Genomic DNA, 13156 nt, shown 5'->3' on the forward strand with positions numbered 1-13156 from the left:
GGGTAAGAGCGACCGCCGGCCGCCAAAACTTGAATCCGGCTGCTAAAACAGTGATTCCACCTGCTGGGGCCCGCTGACCCTGGCCTTGATCCGCTTGCCGCTGCTGCTGTTGCGCACCGGGATCACCTCCCCCAGATGGCCGTCCGCTTCGGCCACCCCCTGGGTGCTGGCGCTGAAGCCGTCCTGCTGGGCGGTGATCATCACCACGTCCCCCTTGTGCACCGCCAGCGGCGGATCCAGCCGTTCCCGGCTGAGCAACTCGCCCATGCGGATCCGGCGGGGCGCCAGGTAGCCCAACAGGCTGTCGCTCACCGGGCTGAAGCTGCGTCTCAGGGTGCTGAGCTCCACCAGCTGGGGCTGCAGATCCGCCGCCTGCAGCGCCTGGCCCTTCTCCAGGGTGCGGGCCGCCACCCAGACCTTGAGCATCAGGCGCACCGTCACCTCGCCGCGGCTCTGCCAGCCGGGGCTGTCGGGACAGCGCAGCAGGAAGCTCTGCCGGCCCCAGGGGGGCGCCGTGGGGTTGCTGCGGCTCAGGCTCACCGGTTGCTGGCAGGGGGGCAGGTGGGCCGCGCCGTCGGGCAGCTTGGGCTGCAGCTCCACCCCTTCGGCCTGCCAGCGCTGTGCGGTCAGCCAGTCCGTCAGGTTCTGCTGGGCCGCCTGTTGCAGCTGCGCTAACAGAGGCGCCGCCGGCTCGTCGGCCCGCAGGGGGGCGGAAGCCAGCAGGGAAGCCAACCACCAGGCCAGCAGCGGAAACCGGATTTCCCATCGGCGGTGCCTTGAGGCGTAAATTTTCATAAGTCCTTGAAATACAATGGCAAGTCATTATGGCATGACTCTTGTTAAGTGATTCTGGCAAAGAGTCACCACAAGCTCAACAGGAGGCAGGGTGGGAATTCGATTCGAAGAGGCGCTGGGGCTGACCCCCTATGCCCTGGAGGTCAAGCTGGCCCGGGCCGAGGTCATCGCCGGCAACCTGGCCAACGTGGATACCCCGGGCTATCTGGCGCGGGATCTGGACTACCAGGCCGTCATGGCGGATGTCAGCGCGGCGATGCAGGACGGCGATACGGCGAGCGGCCCCCAGGGCGAGGATCTGCTGTACCGCATGCCGTTTCAGACTGCCCAGGACGGCAATACGGTGGAGTTGCAGGTGGAGCAGGGCAAGTTCGCCCAGAACAGCCAGGCGTTCGACACCAGCATTAACTTCCTCACCCAACAGTTTCGCGGCCTGAAGACCGCCATCGAAGGGAGCTGAGCATGTCATTCGACAGCATCTACCAGATCGCCGGCAGCGCCATGCGCGCCCAGACGGTGCGCCTGGATACCGTCGCCTCCAACCTGGCCAACCTGGACAGCGGCGCCGACAGCCCGGAGAGCGCCTACCAGGCGGTGCGCCCCGTGTTCCAGACCCTCTATCAGCAACTGGCCGACACAGGCGCCATCGGCGGTGCCAGCGTGATGATCGCCGACGTGGTGCCCGGCCAGGGCAAGCCGGTGGCCCGTTACGAGCCCGGCAACCCCCTGGCGGATGCCGACGGCAACGTCTGGTACGCCGACCTCAATCCGGTGGAGGAGATGGCGGACATGATGAGCGCCTCCCGCAGCTTCGAGAGCAGCGTCGAGGTGCTCAAGCGCGTCAACAACATGCAACAGGGCCTGCTGAGCCTGGGCGATTTGGGATAAGGAACCGTCATGACCATCAGTGCCATCACCAGCAGCAGTAGCACCAGCAGTACCGACAGCACCAGCAGCGAGAGCGTCAGCAGCAACGCCGACGCCCTGCAGATCCAGTTTATCGATCTGCTGGTGGCCCAGATCCAGAACCAGGATCCCACGGATCCACAAGATTCGAGTGAGTATGTTTCCCAGCTTTCCCAGCTGAGCATGGTGCAGTCCCTGGAGGAGCTCAACGATCTGCAGAGCACCTCCAACGACGAGGTCAGCTCCCTGGCGGCCCTGCAGAGCACCAGCCTGGTGGGCAAACAGGTGTTGAGCGAAACCGACAGCGTCACCCTGAGCGAGACCGGCACCATCAGCGGCCAGGTCAGCCTGACCAGCGCCGCCGACAGCCTGACCATCTATGCCTATGACAGCAGCGGCAACTTGGTGGCCAGCGAGACCAGCAGCAGCCTGTCAGCCGGCACCTATGGCTTCAGCTTCGCCAACCTGGAGGCCGGCACCTATACGGTGGAGGCCCAGACCAGCAGCGACGGCAGTACCAGTTCCCTGAGCCCTTCGCTGTACAGCGAGGTGGCCTCGGTGACCCTCGACGATGACGGTGTCCAACTGACGCTGTCTGACGGCAGCAGCGTCAGCCTGGACGACGTGCTGAGCGTATCCAACGGTTAATCAACGGAGAGCATTTCCATGTCCATGTTCAATATCGGTCTGAGCGGCCTGTTGTCCACCAGCGAGGCGCTGGATACCGTCAGTAATAACATCGCCAACGCCGCCACCGCCGGCTATAAGTCCTCCACCGCCCAGTTTGCCGCCGTTTACAGTGGCGGCCAGGCCGGTGGTTCCGAGATATCCAACGTCAGCCAGAGCTTCTCCACTGACGGCTCCCTGGTGGAGACTGGCAGCGACCTGGATCTGGCCATCTCAGGCAGCGGCTTCTTCGTCATCAGCGACGGCACCGAGACTGCCTATACCCGGGCGGGCAACTTCACCGTCGACGCCAACAATTATGTGCTGGCCAGCAACGGCTGGAACCTGCAAGGCTACTCGGTGGATGAGAACGGCGAAATCGAGGTGGGGCAGATCTCGGATCTGCAGGTCTCCACCACCACGCTGGCGGCCGAGGCCTCCACCGAGGTGAGCCTGGTCTCCAACCTCAACGCCTCCGCCAGCACCATCACCGACAGCTTCGACCCCAGTGACAGCAGCACCTACAACTACTCCACCACCACCACATTGTATGACTCCCAGGGGGCGGAACACACCCTGAGCCAGTACTACGTCAAGACCGCCGACAACAGCTGGACCGTCTACTACGTGGTGGACGGCACCGCCCTGAGCGACAGCACGGATCTGACCTTCAGCGCCGACGGTCTGCTCACCAGCCCCGCCTCGGCGGTGAGCCTGAGCATCGATCTGACCAGCGCCGATGATCTGAGCCTGACCATCGATTACAGCGACTTCACCCAGTACAGCATGGACTTCTCCACCACCACCAACGACGCCGACGGCTACACCGCCGGTACCCTGTCCGATGTCTATTTCGATGATGACGGCTACCTGTATGCCAGCTACAGCAACGGCGAGACCCTGCTGCAGGGCCAGGTGGTGCTGGCCACCTTCGTCAACGTCGACGGCCTGGAGCAGGGTGACGGTACCATCTGGTATGCCACCACCGAGTCCGGCAACGCCATCCTCAGTGCCGCCGGCTCCGGCGTGGCGGGCACCCTGACCACCGGCTACTACGAGGACTCCAACGTGGATATCACCGCCGAGCTGGTGGACCTCATGTCCCTGCAGCGCAACTACCAGGCCAACTCCAAGGTGCTCTCCACCGCCGGCGAGTTGTCCAGCGTGCTGTTCAACTCCTTCTGATCCGGATTAGGCAATGGAAAAGGTCATCTTCACCGCCATGTCCGGGGCGCGTCATGCCCTCATGGCTCAGCAGATCCACGCCAACAACCTGGCCAACGTGGGCACCACCGGCTTTCGCGCCGACTACGAGCGGGTGGCGGCCCACCTGCTGCAGGGCGACGGCTTCGACAGTCGGGTGATGGCCCAGGAACTGGCGCCGGGTACCGACTTCTCCCCCGGCGCCCTGGTGAACACGGGGCGCAACCTGGATGTGGGCATCCGGGGCGAGGGCTTTCTCACGGTGCAGACCGCCGACGGTCAGGAGGCCTATACCCGGGCCGGTGATCTGACGGTGTCCGCTGACGGCAGCCTGACCCTGCACGGCCAGCCGGTGCTGGGGGAGGGTGGCGCCCTGGTGCTGCCCGATTACCAGGCGCTGGATATCGGCCCGGATGGCACGGTGACAGTCACCCCGCCGGGGGGCGGCGCGCTGCTGGAGGCGGGCCGGCTCAAGCTGGTCAACCCGGAGGCAGGCAGCCTGGTGAAGGGCACCGACGGTCTGTTCCGCCTGACCGACGGTAGCCAGGCGGAACAAGACGAGTCCGTGGTGCTCAACAGCGGCATGCTGGAGGACGCCAACGTCAATCCGGTGGACGAGATGATCCAGAGCCTGCAGATGACCCGCAACTTCGAACTGCAGGTCAAGTTGATGCAGGCGGCCGACGAACAGGCCAAGCAAGGCAACGATCTGGTTGCCGGAACCTAAGAGGAATTTTTCATGCAGACGTCCCTGTGGGTGAGCAAGACCGGCCTGGCGGCCATGGACGCCAAGCTCACCACCATCTCCAACAACCTGGCCAACGTGGATACCACCGGCTTCAAGAAGGATCGCATCGCCTTCCAGGATCTGTTTTACGAGATCCAGACCCAGCCGGGCGCCCGGCTGGATCAACAGAACGACTCCCCCAGCGGCATCCAGCTGGGTACCGGGGTGCGGGTGGTGGGTACCCAGAAGGTGTTCACCGCCGGTGACACCCAGACCACCAGCAACCAGCTGGACATGGCCATCGACGGCCAGGGTTTCTTCATGCTGGAGCTGCCCAACGGCGAGACCGCCTACACCCGGGACGGCTCCTTCCAGGTGAATGCCGACGGGGTGATCGTCAACGCCGCTGGTCTGCCGCTGCAGCCTCAGCTGACGGTGCCGGACAACACCACCGCCATCACCATAGGCACCGATGGCCTGGTGACCGCCACCGTCAGCGGGGAGTCCGAAGCCCAGACGGTGGGGGAGATCTCGTTGGCCAACTTCGTCAATCCGGCCGGTCTGGAAGCCACCGGCGGCAACCTCTACCTGGCCACCGAGGCCTCCGGCGATGCGGTGGAAGGGGTGCCGGGCGAGGATGCCTTCGGCGCCCTCAAGCAGTACGCCCTGGAAAACTCCAACGTCAGCGTGGTGGAGGAGATGGTGGACATGATTGCCACCCAGCGGGCCTACGAGATGAACGCCAAGGTGGTGTCCGCCTCCGACGAGATGCTGCAATACGTCAGCCAGAACATGTGAGGAACGGCCTGATGCGTGCCCTGTGTCTGAGCCTGTTGCTGAGCCTGCTGGCGGCCTGCTCCACCTACGAGGTGATGCCCGCCAAGGACAACGATCCTGCCTGGCGGCCGGCCAAGCCCATGCCGAAGGCGGCCGCCGCCGAGGATGGCAGCCTGTACCGCAACGACTATCTGTTCGCCCTATTTCAGGACAGGCGGGCCTACCGGGTGGGGGACATACTCACCGTGATACTGGAGGAGAGTACCCAGTCCAGTAAGAAAGCCGCCACCAAGCTGGGCAAGAGCAGCGGCGTGGAGGTATCGGCCCCTGTGCTGGGTAACCGCACCTACAACAGCCTGTCCGCCAGCCTGGGCATGGATAACGACTTTGACGGTTCGGCCTCCTCCAGTCAGCAGAACAGCCTGAGCGGCTACATCACTGTGACGGTGGCCGAGGTGGTGGGCAATGGGGTGGTGCGCATCCAGGGGGAGAAGTGGATCCGCTTGAACCAGGGTGACGAATACCTGCGGCTCAGCGGCGCCGTGCGGGTGGATGACATCGATCAGGCCAACCGCATCTCCTCCCAGCGCATCGCCGATGCCCACATCGCCTATGCCGGACGGGGTGCCCTGGCGGACAGCAACCAGACCGGCTGGCTGACCCGCTTCTTCAACAGCGCCCTCTCCCCCTTCTAGTTCGGAGTACCCATGACACGACATCTGTGGCTGGTGCTGGCCCTGCTGCCGGCCCTGGCACTGGCGGCGGCCCAACCCACCAAGAGCCGTCCCCTGCTGGATCTGGTGGATATCCAGGGGGTGCGGGAGAACCTGCTGGTGGGCTATGGCCTGGTGGTGGGGCTCTCCGGCAGCGGTGACCGCAGTCAGGTAGAGTTCACCAGCCAATCCATGACCAACATGCTCAAGCAGTTCGGCGTTCAGCTGGATGAGGGCACGGATCCCAAGCTTAAGAACGTGGCGGCGGTGTCGGTACAGGCCCGCCTCTCGGCCTATGCCGGTCGCGGTCAGACCCTGGACGTCACCGTCTCCTCCATCGGCGATGCAAAGAGCCTGCGGGGCGGCACCCTGCTGCTGACCCCGTTGCGGGGGGTGGACGGTGAGGTCTACGCCATCGCCCAGGGCAACCTGGTGGTGGGCGGTCTCAATGCCCAGGGCCAGTCCGGCAGTTCGGTGACGGTCAACGTGCCCACCGCCGGCATCATCCCCGGCGGGGCCATCGTCGAGCGGGAGGTGCCCGGCAGCTTCACCGACAAGGCCAAGGTGCAGCTCAACCTGCTGACCCCCAACATCCGCACCGCCCGTAACGTGGAGCGGGCCATCAACCAGCGGCTGGGGCCGGTGGCCAAGGCCGCTAGCCCCGGCAGCGTGGTGCTCACCGCGCCTCAGGATGCCAGCCAGCGCATCGCCTTTCTCTCCCTGCTGGAGGACATCCAGGTGGATCAGGGCCATGAACGGCCCAAGGTGGTGTTCAACAGCCGTACCGGCACCGTGGTGATCGGCAAGGAGGTCAAGGTGACCCGGGCCGCCGTCACCCACGGCAGCCTGACGGTGAGCATCACGGAGAACCAGCAGGTGAGTCAGCCCGGCGCCTTCTCCAACGGCCAGACGGTGACCACCCCCGACTCCAGCATTCAGGTGGATCAGCCGCAGAAGAACATGTTCATCTGGCCGGAGGGCACCTCCCTGGAGGTGATCGTCAAGGCCATCAACTCCCTGGGGGCCACGCCGGACGATCTGATGGCCATCCTTCAGGCCCTACATGAAGCCGGCGCCCTGGATGCCGACCTGGTGGTGATTTAGATGAAGATTGATCAGCAAGACGCGCCGGACCTGACCTTTTATCAGGATCTGCATGGCCTGGAGGCCATCAAGCACAACGCCGATCAGGGCCAGGCGCTGGAGAGCGCCGCCCGCCAGTTCGAGGTGCAGTTCCTCAAGCAGGTGTTGCACCAGATGCGTGAGGCCACCGAGGTGCTGGCCGGCGATGACAGCCTGCTGAGCAGCGACAGCCAGCGCTTCTATCAGGAGCTGTGCGACAGCCAGCTGGCCCTGATGATGGCCAACCAGAACAAGACCGGCCTGCAGAGCCAGATCGTCGCCCAGATGAGTCATCTGCTGCCCGATGAGGTCGCCGCTGATGACGGCGAGGCGGATGGCAGCCTCCACCATTAAAGAATTGGCGCAGCCGGGTCGCTTATCTGTCAGCAGAACCCGTTCTCCCATTCGCAACCGCCAGCAAGGGGCGATGACATGACCATGATCAGCACGGCCGCATCCGGCCTGTCTGCGACCCAGGTGGTGCTCAACACCATCAGCAACAACGTCGCCAATTCAGAGACGGACGGCTACAGCCGGCGCACCGTGGTGCTGACCAGTCAGGCAAGCGGCGGGGTGAGCGCCAGCAGCCTGGAGCGGCAAACCAGCTTCTTTCTGCAGCAGCAGACCTGGGGCAGCACCTCCGAGGTGGGCTATTACACCAGCTATAGCGACTACAGCAGCTACTTGGAACAGCTGATGAGCAGCGACTCTCTGGACATCACCAGCAGTCTCTCCGCCTTCTATAGCGCCCTGGAGTCCGCCAGCAGCTCCCCGGACGACGAGGCGCTGCGCACGGCGGTGCTCACCGCGGCCCAGACCCTGGCCACCACCTTCAACGCCCTGTCGGGCTACCTGGACGATATCGCCCAGGACGTGAACAGCCAGATCGACAGTACCGTCACCCAGGTGAACGATCTCAGCGCCCAGATCGCCGATCTCAACCAGCAGATCGTCAGCCTGCAGAGCCAGGGGCTGGATACCAGCGCTCTGGAGGACAGCCGGGACGCGGCTATCGATAGCCTCAGCGAACTGGTGGAGTTCGATGTGCTGGCCCAGGCCGACGGCAGCTACAGCCTGACCCTGCCCCAGGGCCAGACCCTGGTGAGCGGCAGCAATGCCGCCACCCTGAGCTGGGACAGCAGCAGTGGCCTGAGCCTGACCTTTGGCAAGCAGACCACCAGCATCAGCGAGGAGATGTCTGGCAGCCTGGGAGGCCTGTTCGCCTTCGTCAACGAGGTACTGGAACCCACCCAGAGCCAGCTGGACTCCATTGCTGTGGCGGTGGCCGAGGCGCTCAATGACGCCCAGGCCGACGGCTATGATCTGGATGGCGACAGCGGTGCCGCCTTGTTCAGCTGGGACAGCCAGGATCCGGCCGGGACCTTGAGTGTCAGCAGCGGCTTCACCACGGACGATCTGGCCTTCGCGGGGTCATCCACCACCGGCAGCGGGGATAACGACAACCTGCTGGCCATGCTGGAATTGTCAGAGGATCAGCAGTCCGATTACACGGCCCTGGTGACCTGGCTGGGTCAGGTGTCCAGCCAGGCCAGCAATGCCCTCAGTACTAGCACCACGCTGCAGAGTTCGCTGTCCGACAGCCTGGACTCCATCAGCGGGGTCAATCTGGACGAGGAAGCGGCCAACCTGGTGGTCTACCAAAACATCTACTCGGCCAACGCCAAGGTGCTTTCCGCCGCCGACGAGTTGTTCGATACCGTGCTCAACATGTTCTAAGGGGCTCCGAATGCGTGTTAGTTCTTCCCAGACGTCGGCCATGCTGCTCAAGAGCATGCAGGACCAATATGCCCGCTATTACTCGGTGGCTAACCAGCTCTCCACCGGCTCCAGCATCAATGTGCCGTCGGACGATCCCATCGGCTACGCCCGGATCAGCCAGCTGCAGGTCCAGCAGAACAGTCTCAGCCAGTATCTGGACAACATCGAGACCGCCAGCAGCCAGCTGAGTGCCTCCGAGACCCAGCTCTCCACCATGACGGACGTCCTCGGCTCCATCCGGGATCTGACGGTGCAGGCGGCCAACGACAGCTACAGTAGCGCGGATCTGGCGGACATCGCCACCGAGCTGCAGTCCCTGCTGGATACCCTGGTGGATCTGGCCAACCAGACCGATGCCAGCGGCAACTACCTCTTCTCCGGCAGTCTCAACGACAGCCTGCCGGTGGTGTATGACGAGGCCACCGGTACCTACAGCTACGGCGGCGACGACTACCAGCGGGAGATCAGCGTGGGGGATGGCATCACGGTAGCCAGCACCGACAACCTGTCGGACATCTTCTTCGCCGGCAGCAGCAACATGTTCGACGATCTGAGTGGCCTCATCAGCTCACTGGCTGCCGGGGACAACAGCAGCGCCAGCGGCATGCTCACCACCATAGACGGCTACAGCAGCCAGTTGAGTTCCGCCATCGCCAGCATAGGGGCGCGCAGCAACCAGTTGGACACCCTGGCCAGCGCACACAGCGAGACCTTGCTTTACAGCGAGAACCTCAGCAACTCCATCGGCGAGGCGGACTATGCCGAGACCACGGTGGAGTCGGAGCAGATACTCACCACCTTGCAGGTCACCCAGCAGGTACTCTCCTCCATCATGGGCCTGAGCCTATTTGACGAGATAGGCTGAGGGAGACCTGTATGACCTTGGCCAGCACTCCCTCAACCGGTTCGGATGCCAGCCTGCTTGGCTCTGCCTGGTCGCCGGTCACCGATGCCCGCCCGCGGGTGGAGGACAGCCAGGCCAGCCAATCACTGGCCGTGGTGCGTGGTGGCCAGGAGCCGGTCAGCAATCCCGGCGGCCAGGCCACGACGGCGGTGGCCAGCAATGGGAGCGGGATCCAGGAGACGAGCGGCAGCGCCCTGGGGGGGCAGAGCAGCGACTGGGTCAACCAGTTCCAGAGCTGGTCGACCCTGGCAGATGCCCAGGCGGCCCTCACCGACAGTCAGCTTGGCGAGGCGGCCCTGCTGTCCACCTACCGGCAGCTGTTGCAGACCAGCCAGCAACTGAGCCAGGCCAGCACCCAGATGACCACCCTCAGCCAGCAGCTGCAGCAGCTGGATCAGCAGATCAGCGCCCAGGGCAGCCTGAGTGCCCAGCTGCAGCCGACCGTGATGGGCGGAGAGGCCGGTCGCCGGGGCTATGTGCTGGACAAGGTGGACTTGCTATCGGCCCGTCCCAGCGACGAACAGATGCGGATCTACTTTCCGGCCAGCCGCAGCGGCGTCAGCGTCAGCCTGCCGGCGGACAGCGCCGGCCAGACGGTGGCGGATACCCTGAACAGTGCCCTGCAAAAAGAGGGCATACGGGTGGATCTCTCCGGTCAGGGGCAGCTGCGTTTCAGCGCCACGGGGGCGGACGAGCGCAAGCTCAGCCAGCCCATCCTGATGACGGGCCAGGGGATCCGGGTGCCGGCGGGCAATCCGGTGAGTGTGTCATTGCGTGCCGAGCCTTCGGCCCTGGGGCAGCTGGCTCAGACCCTGGCCAGTGGGGATAGCAGCCAGCGTCAGGCTGCCCAGCAGCAGGTCAACGGCCTGCTGGCGCAGATCCAGCAGACCCTGACGGCCTTGCGGGGCTATCGGCAGAACCTGTTGCAGCAGGTACAGAGCCTGTCGGCCCAACAGCTGGCGGGCAGCGAGCAGGCGGGGGCGCTGGTGGGCAGCCTGGGGCAAGCCCTGGGCCAGGGGAGCTACCAGCAGGTGGCTACCAGCCTGCAGGCCCAGGCCAACCTCAGCCGTCAGGCGGTGGTGGCCCTGCTGACCCAGGAGTAGGACTCCCGGGTCAGACGTACCAGATCCGGTTGATATACCAGGTTTTTTTGCCGGCAGGTGTCATGACGTCCGCCTCGTCGTCCGGCTCCTTCTTGAGCAGGGCCCGGGCCATAGGCGCATCGATGGAGATGTAGTCCTTGCGCGCGTAGATCTCGTCGGGCCCCACGATGCGAAACACCAGCTGTTCCCCCTCGTCGTTCTCCACCTCCACCCAGGCGCCAAAGAACACCTTGCCCTCCTGGGCCGGGGCATGATCGACGATCTTCAACTCCTCCAACCGCTTGGTCAGGTAGCGGATCCGCCGGTCGATCTGGCGCAGCAGCTTCTTGTTGTAGTGGTAGTCGGCGTTCTCGCTGCGATCCCCCAGGCTGGCGGCCCAGGCCACCTTGGCGGTGATGTCGGGTCTGTGTTCGCGCCACAGGTAATCCAGTTCCTGTTTGAGGGCGTTGAAGCCTTCACGGGTGATGAGGTTGGTTTTCACTGGGTTGGATGCTCGCTGTGAGGAGGCGGTTAGCCTTTGGCAAAATCGCTGAAGTGATCCTGCAGGCTGCGGATCTGGTTGGCGCGAGACACGGCGCTGGCGCCCGTGCTGACGACGCAGCTGGTGACCAAGAGGTCCAGCAGGGCGGCCAAGGGCATAAATGAATCCCAGGTACGCCATCCCATGATGGGGATGGTCAGGGTCAGGGTGTTGTCTTCTTGGGCCCAGTCACAGTGGGAGTCGGTGATGAGCAGCACCTTGATGCCGGCCGCCATGGCGGCCTGGTAGAGCAGCTGGGATTTGCTGGCGAAGCGGCGGCAGTCCACCAGCACCAGCAGGGTGTCGGCGGCCGGGCTGTCGAACACCTCCACATAGGTGCCGTTCATGCCATCCACATAGCGCACGCCGGGGCGAACATAGGTCATCTGCTCACTGAAGTAACGCACTATGTAACCAATGTTCTGGTACGAGGCGATGTGGAGGTTGGGGGTCTGCACCAGGGCGTCGACTATGGGTTGCCAGTCCGGGTTGTGGGTGAGCTGATGCAGCCGCTGCAGGACCTCTATCTGCTGCACCACCAATTCCGACAGCAGCCGCCCCTCACCCTGTTCGCGCCGCAGGGCATCCACGCTGTCGCTGATATCCCAGGCCGAGCTGATGGGTCCGTGCCGCAGCTCCACCTTGAGCTCCTGCAGGCTGCCATAGCCCAGCTCCCGCAGGTAGCGGGTGACCGTCATGGGACTGAGCCCCACCTTGTCGGCGATGGAGCTCACCGTCTCGAAGGGGGCCTCATGCAGGTTGTTGGTGAAGTAATCGGACAGCCGCCGGCCGGATTTGGTGCGGCGGGCCTCGGGGGTGAGGAATTTTTTGAGGATGTGATCCATCAGGCCTTCAACAGTTGCAACAACCTCGACGGATCGAGGGCTTCCACGTGTCGCCCTTTATAGCCGGTACAGGCGCTGGAGGCCAGCATGGCATTGAGGATAGCCTCATCCACCGCCTCCACGGCCGCCATGAACAGGGGATCCAGCCCATCGTTGTTCAGCGTGTCGAAGCGAAACTGGCTCGGCTCGGGCAGGGGCCCCGGATTGTTGGCGGTGGAGAAGGCGAGGAAGATGTCGCCGGAATTGTTGCCGGAGGGCGTACCGCCACGGCCAATCCCGATGGCGGCCCGCCGGGCCAGCCGCTGCAGCTGGATGGGCAACAGGGGGGCGTCGGTGGCCAGGATGACGATGATGGAGCCGTGTTCGTGGGCCCAGATGCTGGGGCCGGGCATCTGTTTGCCCACCGGCTGGCCGCAGACGGTCAGCCAGGGGCGCAGGCCATGGTTGGCCTGCACCAGCACCCCCAGGGTGTAGGTGTTGTCATTCAGGTCGACCAGGCGGGAGGCGGTGCCGGTGCCGCCCTTGAACTCGTAGGCGATCATGCCGGTGCCGCCCCCCACGGCGCCTTCCGCCAGGGGGCCCGTGCGGGCGCCATCGATGGCCGCCAGCACATGCTCCTCCTGAACATGTTGGCCGTAGATGTCGTTCAGCCAGCCGTCGTAGGTCTCGGCGGTCACCGGCAGCAGCCAGAGCCGGTGCCGGCGCAGTTCTTCACCATGGTGCGTGATCATCCATCGTTGGGTCCCATGATGGGCCACGCCGACGGAAAAGCTGTTGGTGAGGGTGATGGGGCCGGTAAACCAACCGGCCTCCTGCAGCCAATGGCAACCTGTCATCTCCCCGTTGCCATTCATGGCGAAGTGCCCGCCCCACACCGGGCAGAGTAGCTCACCCGGCGGTCGGGGCAGCAGGGCGGTGACGCCGGTCTGGATCTCGGGTTTGGCCGGATCCGACAGCGTGGTGTAGCCCACGCTGACACCGGGAACATCTGTGATGGCATTGTTCTTGCCAGTGATACCCGGCAGGGGCAATTCCCATCCTCGCGCCCTGGCCTTGCCATCCGGCGCGTACCGTGCGGGATCCTTAGCGGCCATAT

At 64.4% G+C, this 13156-nt stretch carries 16 protein-coding genes; 12 read left to right on the forward strand and 4 right to left on the reverse strand.

The genetic code is table 11. The features are described 5' to 3' along the window. Nucleotides 1-42: 42 nt before the first annotated feature. The gene (gene flgA / locus ABHF91_RS01510; protein WP_409421741.1) at nucleotides 43-795 is read right to left on the reverse strand and encodes a flagellar basal body P-ring formation chaperone FlgA; all 753 of its coding nucleotides are present in this window, start codon (nucleotides 793-795) and stop codon (nucleotides 43-45) included. A gap of 91 nt (nucleotides 796-886) precedes the next feature. On the opposite strand from flgA, the gene flgB reads away from it, so the two are divergent. The 12 genes from flgB (at nucleotide 887) to ABHF91_RS01570 (ending at nucleotide 10695) form a co-directional block, all read left to right on the forward strand. Next, entirely contained in the window at nucleotides 887-1255 is a 369-nt protein-coding gene (flgB, locus tag ABHF91_RS01515; RefSeq protein ID WP_409421742.1) for a flagellar basal body rod protein FlgB, read from the forward strand. Between the two features lie 2 nt (nucleotides 1256-1257). Beyond that, on the forward strand, nucleotides 1258-1683 hold the full coding sequence (gene flgC / locus ABHF91_RS01520; RefSeq protein WP_409421743.1) for a flagellar basal body rod protein FlgC: 426 nt from the start codon (nucleotides 1258-1260) through the stop codon (nucleotides 1681-1683). 9 nt (nucleotides 1684-1692) lie between these two features. Further along, nucleotides 1693-2349: a flagellar hook assembly protein FlgD gene (locus tag ABHF91_RS01525; protein ID WP_409421744.1), complete on the forward strand. Its 657-nt coding sequence runs from the start codon at nucleotides 1693-1695 to the stop codon at nucleotides 2347-2349. 18 nt (nucleotides 2350-2367) lie between these two features. Beyond that, nucleotides 2368-3552: a flagellar hook protein FlgE gene (flgE, locus tag ABHF91_RS01530; RefSeq protein ID WP_409421745.1), complete on the forward strand. Its 1185-nt coding sequence runs from the start codon at nucleotides 2368-2370 to the stop codon at nucleotides 3550-3552. A gap of 13 nt (nucleotides 3553-3565) precedes the next feature. Next, on the forward strand, nucleotides 3566-4297 hold the full coding sequence (locus ABHF91_RS01535) for a flagellar basal body rod protein FlgF (protein ID WP_409421746.1): 732 nt from the start codon (nucleotides 3566-3568) through the stop codon (nucleotides 4295-4297). 12 nt (nucleotides 4298-4309) lie between these two features. Continuing rightward, nucleotides 4310-5095, forward strand: coding sequence for a flagellar basal-body rod protein FlgG (flgG, locus tag ABHF91_RS01540; RefSeq protein WP_409421747.1), 786 nt, complete (start codon nucleotides 4310-4312; stop codon nucleotides 5093-5095). 8 nt (nucleotides 5096-5103) lie between these two features. Beyond that, nucleotides 5104-5769, forward strand: coding sequence for a flagellar basal body L-ring protein FlgH (gene flgH / locus ABHF91_RS01545; protein ID WP_409423070.1), 666 nt, complete (start codon nucleotides 5104-5106; stop codon nucleotides 5767-5769). A gap of 12 nt (nucleotides 5770-5781) precedes the next feature. After that, nucleotides 5782-6891, forward strand: a complete 1110-nt coding sequence (gene fgIL, locus ABHF91_RS01550; protein ID WP_409421748.1) for a lateral flagellar basal body P-ring FlgIL — start codon at nucleotides 5782-5784, stop codon at nucleotides 6889-6891. Continuing rightward, nucleotides 6892-7263 carry a rod-binding protein gene (locus ABHF91_RS01555; protein ID WP_409421749.1) on the forward strand — a complete coding sequence of 124 codons (372 nt, stop codon included), beginning with the start codon at nucleotides 6892-6894 and terminating at the stop codon, nucleotides 7261-7263. A 78-nt stretch (nucleotides 7264-7341) separates the two neighbouring features. Then, the gene (flgK, locus tag ABHF91_RS01560; protein ID WP_409421750.1) at nucleotides 7342-8646 is read left to right on the forward strand and encodes a flagellar hook-associated protein FlgK; all 1305 of its coding nucleotides are present in this window, start codon (nucleotides 7342-7344) and stop codon (nucleotides 8644-8646) included. A gap of 10 nt (nucleotides 8647-8656) precedes the next feature. Next, nucleotides 8657-9553: a flagellar hook-associated protein FlgL gene (gene flgL, locus ABHF91_RS01565; protein ID WP_409421751.1), complete on the forward strand. Its 897-nt coding sequence runs from the start codon at nucleotides 8657-8659 to the stop codon at nucleotides 9551-9553. An 11-nt stretch (nucleotides 9554-9564) separates the two neighbouring features. Then, nucleotides 9565-10695, forward strand: coding sequence for a hypothetical protein (locus ABHF91_RS01570; RefSeq protein ID WP_409421752.1), 1131 nt, complete (start codon nucleotides 9565-9567; stop codon nucleotides 10693-10695). A gap of 10 nt (nucleotides 10696-10705) precedes the next feature. Here ABHF91_RS01570 and greB read toward each other — a convergent pair whose 3' ends face one another. From greB to ABHF91_RS01585, 3 genes are read right to left on the reverse strand one after another with little or no spacing between them, the layout of a single operon-like run. Beyond that, nucleotides 10706-11176, reverse strand: a complete 471-nt coding sequence (greB, locus tag ABHF91_RS01575) for a transcription elongation factor GreB (RefSeq protein ID WP_409421753.1) — start codon at nucleotides 11174-11176, stop codon at nucleotides 10706-10708. Between the two features lie 29 nt (nucleotides 11177-11205). Beyond that, entirely contained in the window at nucleotides 11206-12060 is an 855-nt protein-coding gene (locus tag ABHF91_RS01580; RefSeq protein WP_409421754.1) for a MurR/RpiR family transcriptional regulator, read from the reverse strand. Next, entirely contained in the window at nucleotides 12060-13154 is a 1095-nt protein-coding gene (locus ABHF91_RS01585; protein ID WP_409421755.1) for a P1 family peptidase, read from the reverse strand. Before ABHF91_RS01585 ends, ABHF91_RS01580 begins: the two co-directional genes overlap by 1 nt. Nucleotides 13155-13156 lie beyond the last annotated feature (2 nt).

This window comes from Pseudaeromonas aegiceratis (assembly GCF_046254905.1).
In the GTDB taxonomy this organism is placed as follows: domain Bacteria; phylum Pseudomonadota; class Gammaproteobacteria; order Enterobacterales; family Aeromonadaceae; genus Pseudaeromonas; species Pseudaeromonas aegiceratis.

Excerpts from the sequence above, each read along its gene's own strand:
- flgA (WP_409421741.1), bottom strand. The coding sequence starts at position 795 with ATGAAAATTTACGCCTCAAGGCACCGCCGATGGGAAATCCGGTTTCCG.
- flgC (WP_409421743.1), top strand. The coding sequence starts at position 1,258 with ATGTCATTCGACAGCATCTACCAGATCGCCGGCAGCGCCATGCGCGCC.
- ABHF91_RS01525 (WP_409421744.1), top strand. The coding sequence starts at position 1,693 with ATGACCATCAGTGCCATCACCAGCAGCAGTAGCACCAGCAGTACCGAC.
- flgE (WP_409421745.1), top strand. The coding sequence starts at position 2,368 with ATGTCCATGTTCAATATCGGTCTGAGCGGCCTGTTGTCCACCAGCGAG.
- ABHF91_RS01535 (WP_409421746.1), top strand. The coding sequence starts at position 3,566 with ATGGAAAAGGTCATCTTCACCGCCATGTCCGGGGCGCGTCATGCCCTC.
- flgG (WP_409421747.1), top strand. The coding sequence starts at position 4,310 with ATGCAGACGTCCCTGTGGGTGAGCAAGACCGGCCTGGCGGCCATGGAC.
- fgIL (WP_409421748.1), top strand. The coding sequence starts at position 5,782 with ATGACACGACATCTGTGGCTGGTGCTGGCCCTGCTGCCGGCCCTGGCA.
- ABHF91_RS01555 (WP_409421749.1), top strand. The coding sequence starts at position 6,892 with ATGAAGATTGATCAGCAAGACGCGCCGGACCTGACCTTTTATCAGGAT.
- flgK (WP_409421750.1), top strand. The coding sequence starts at position 7,342 with ATGACCATGATCAGCACGGCCGCATCCGGCCTGTCTGCGACCCAGGTG.
- flgL (WP_409421751.1), top strand. The coding sequence starts at position 8,657 with ATGCGTGTTAGTTCTTCCCAGACGTCGGCCATGCTGCTCAAGAGCATG.
- ABHF91_RS01570 (WP_409421752.1), top strand. The coding sequence starts at position 9,565 with ATGACCTTGGCCAGCACTCCCTCAACCGGTTCGGATGCCAGCCTGCTT.
- ABHF91_RS01580 (WP_409421754.1), bottom strand. The coding sequence starts at position 12,060 with ATGGATCACATCCTCAAAAAATTCCTCACCCCCGAGGCCCGCCGCACC.
- ABHF91_RS01585 (WP_409421755.1), bottom strand. The coding sequence starts at position 13,154 with ATGGCCGCTAAGGATCCCGCACGGTACGCGCCGGATGGCAAGGCCAGG.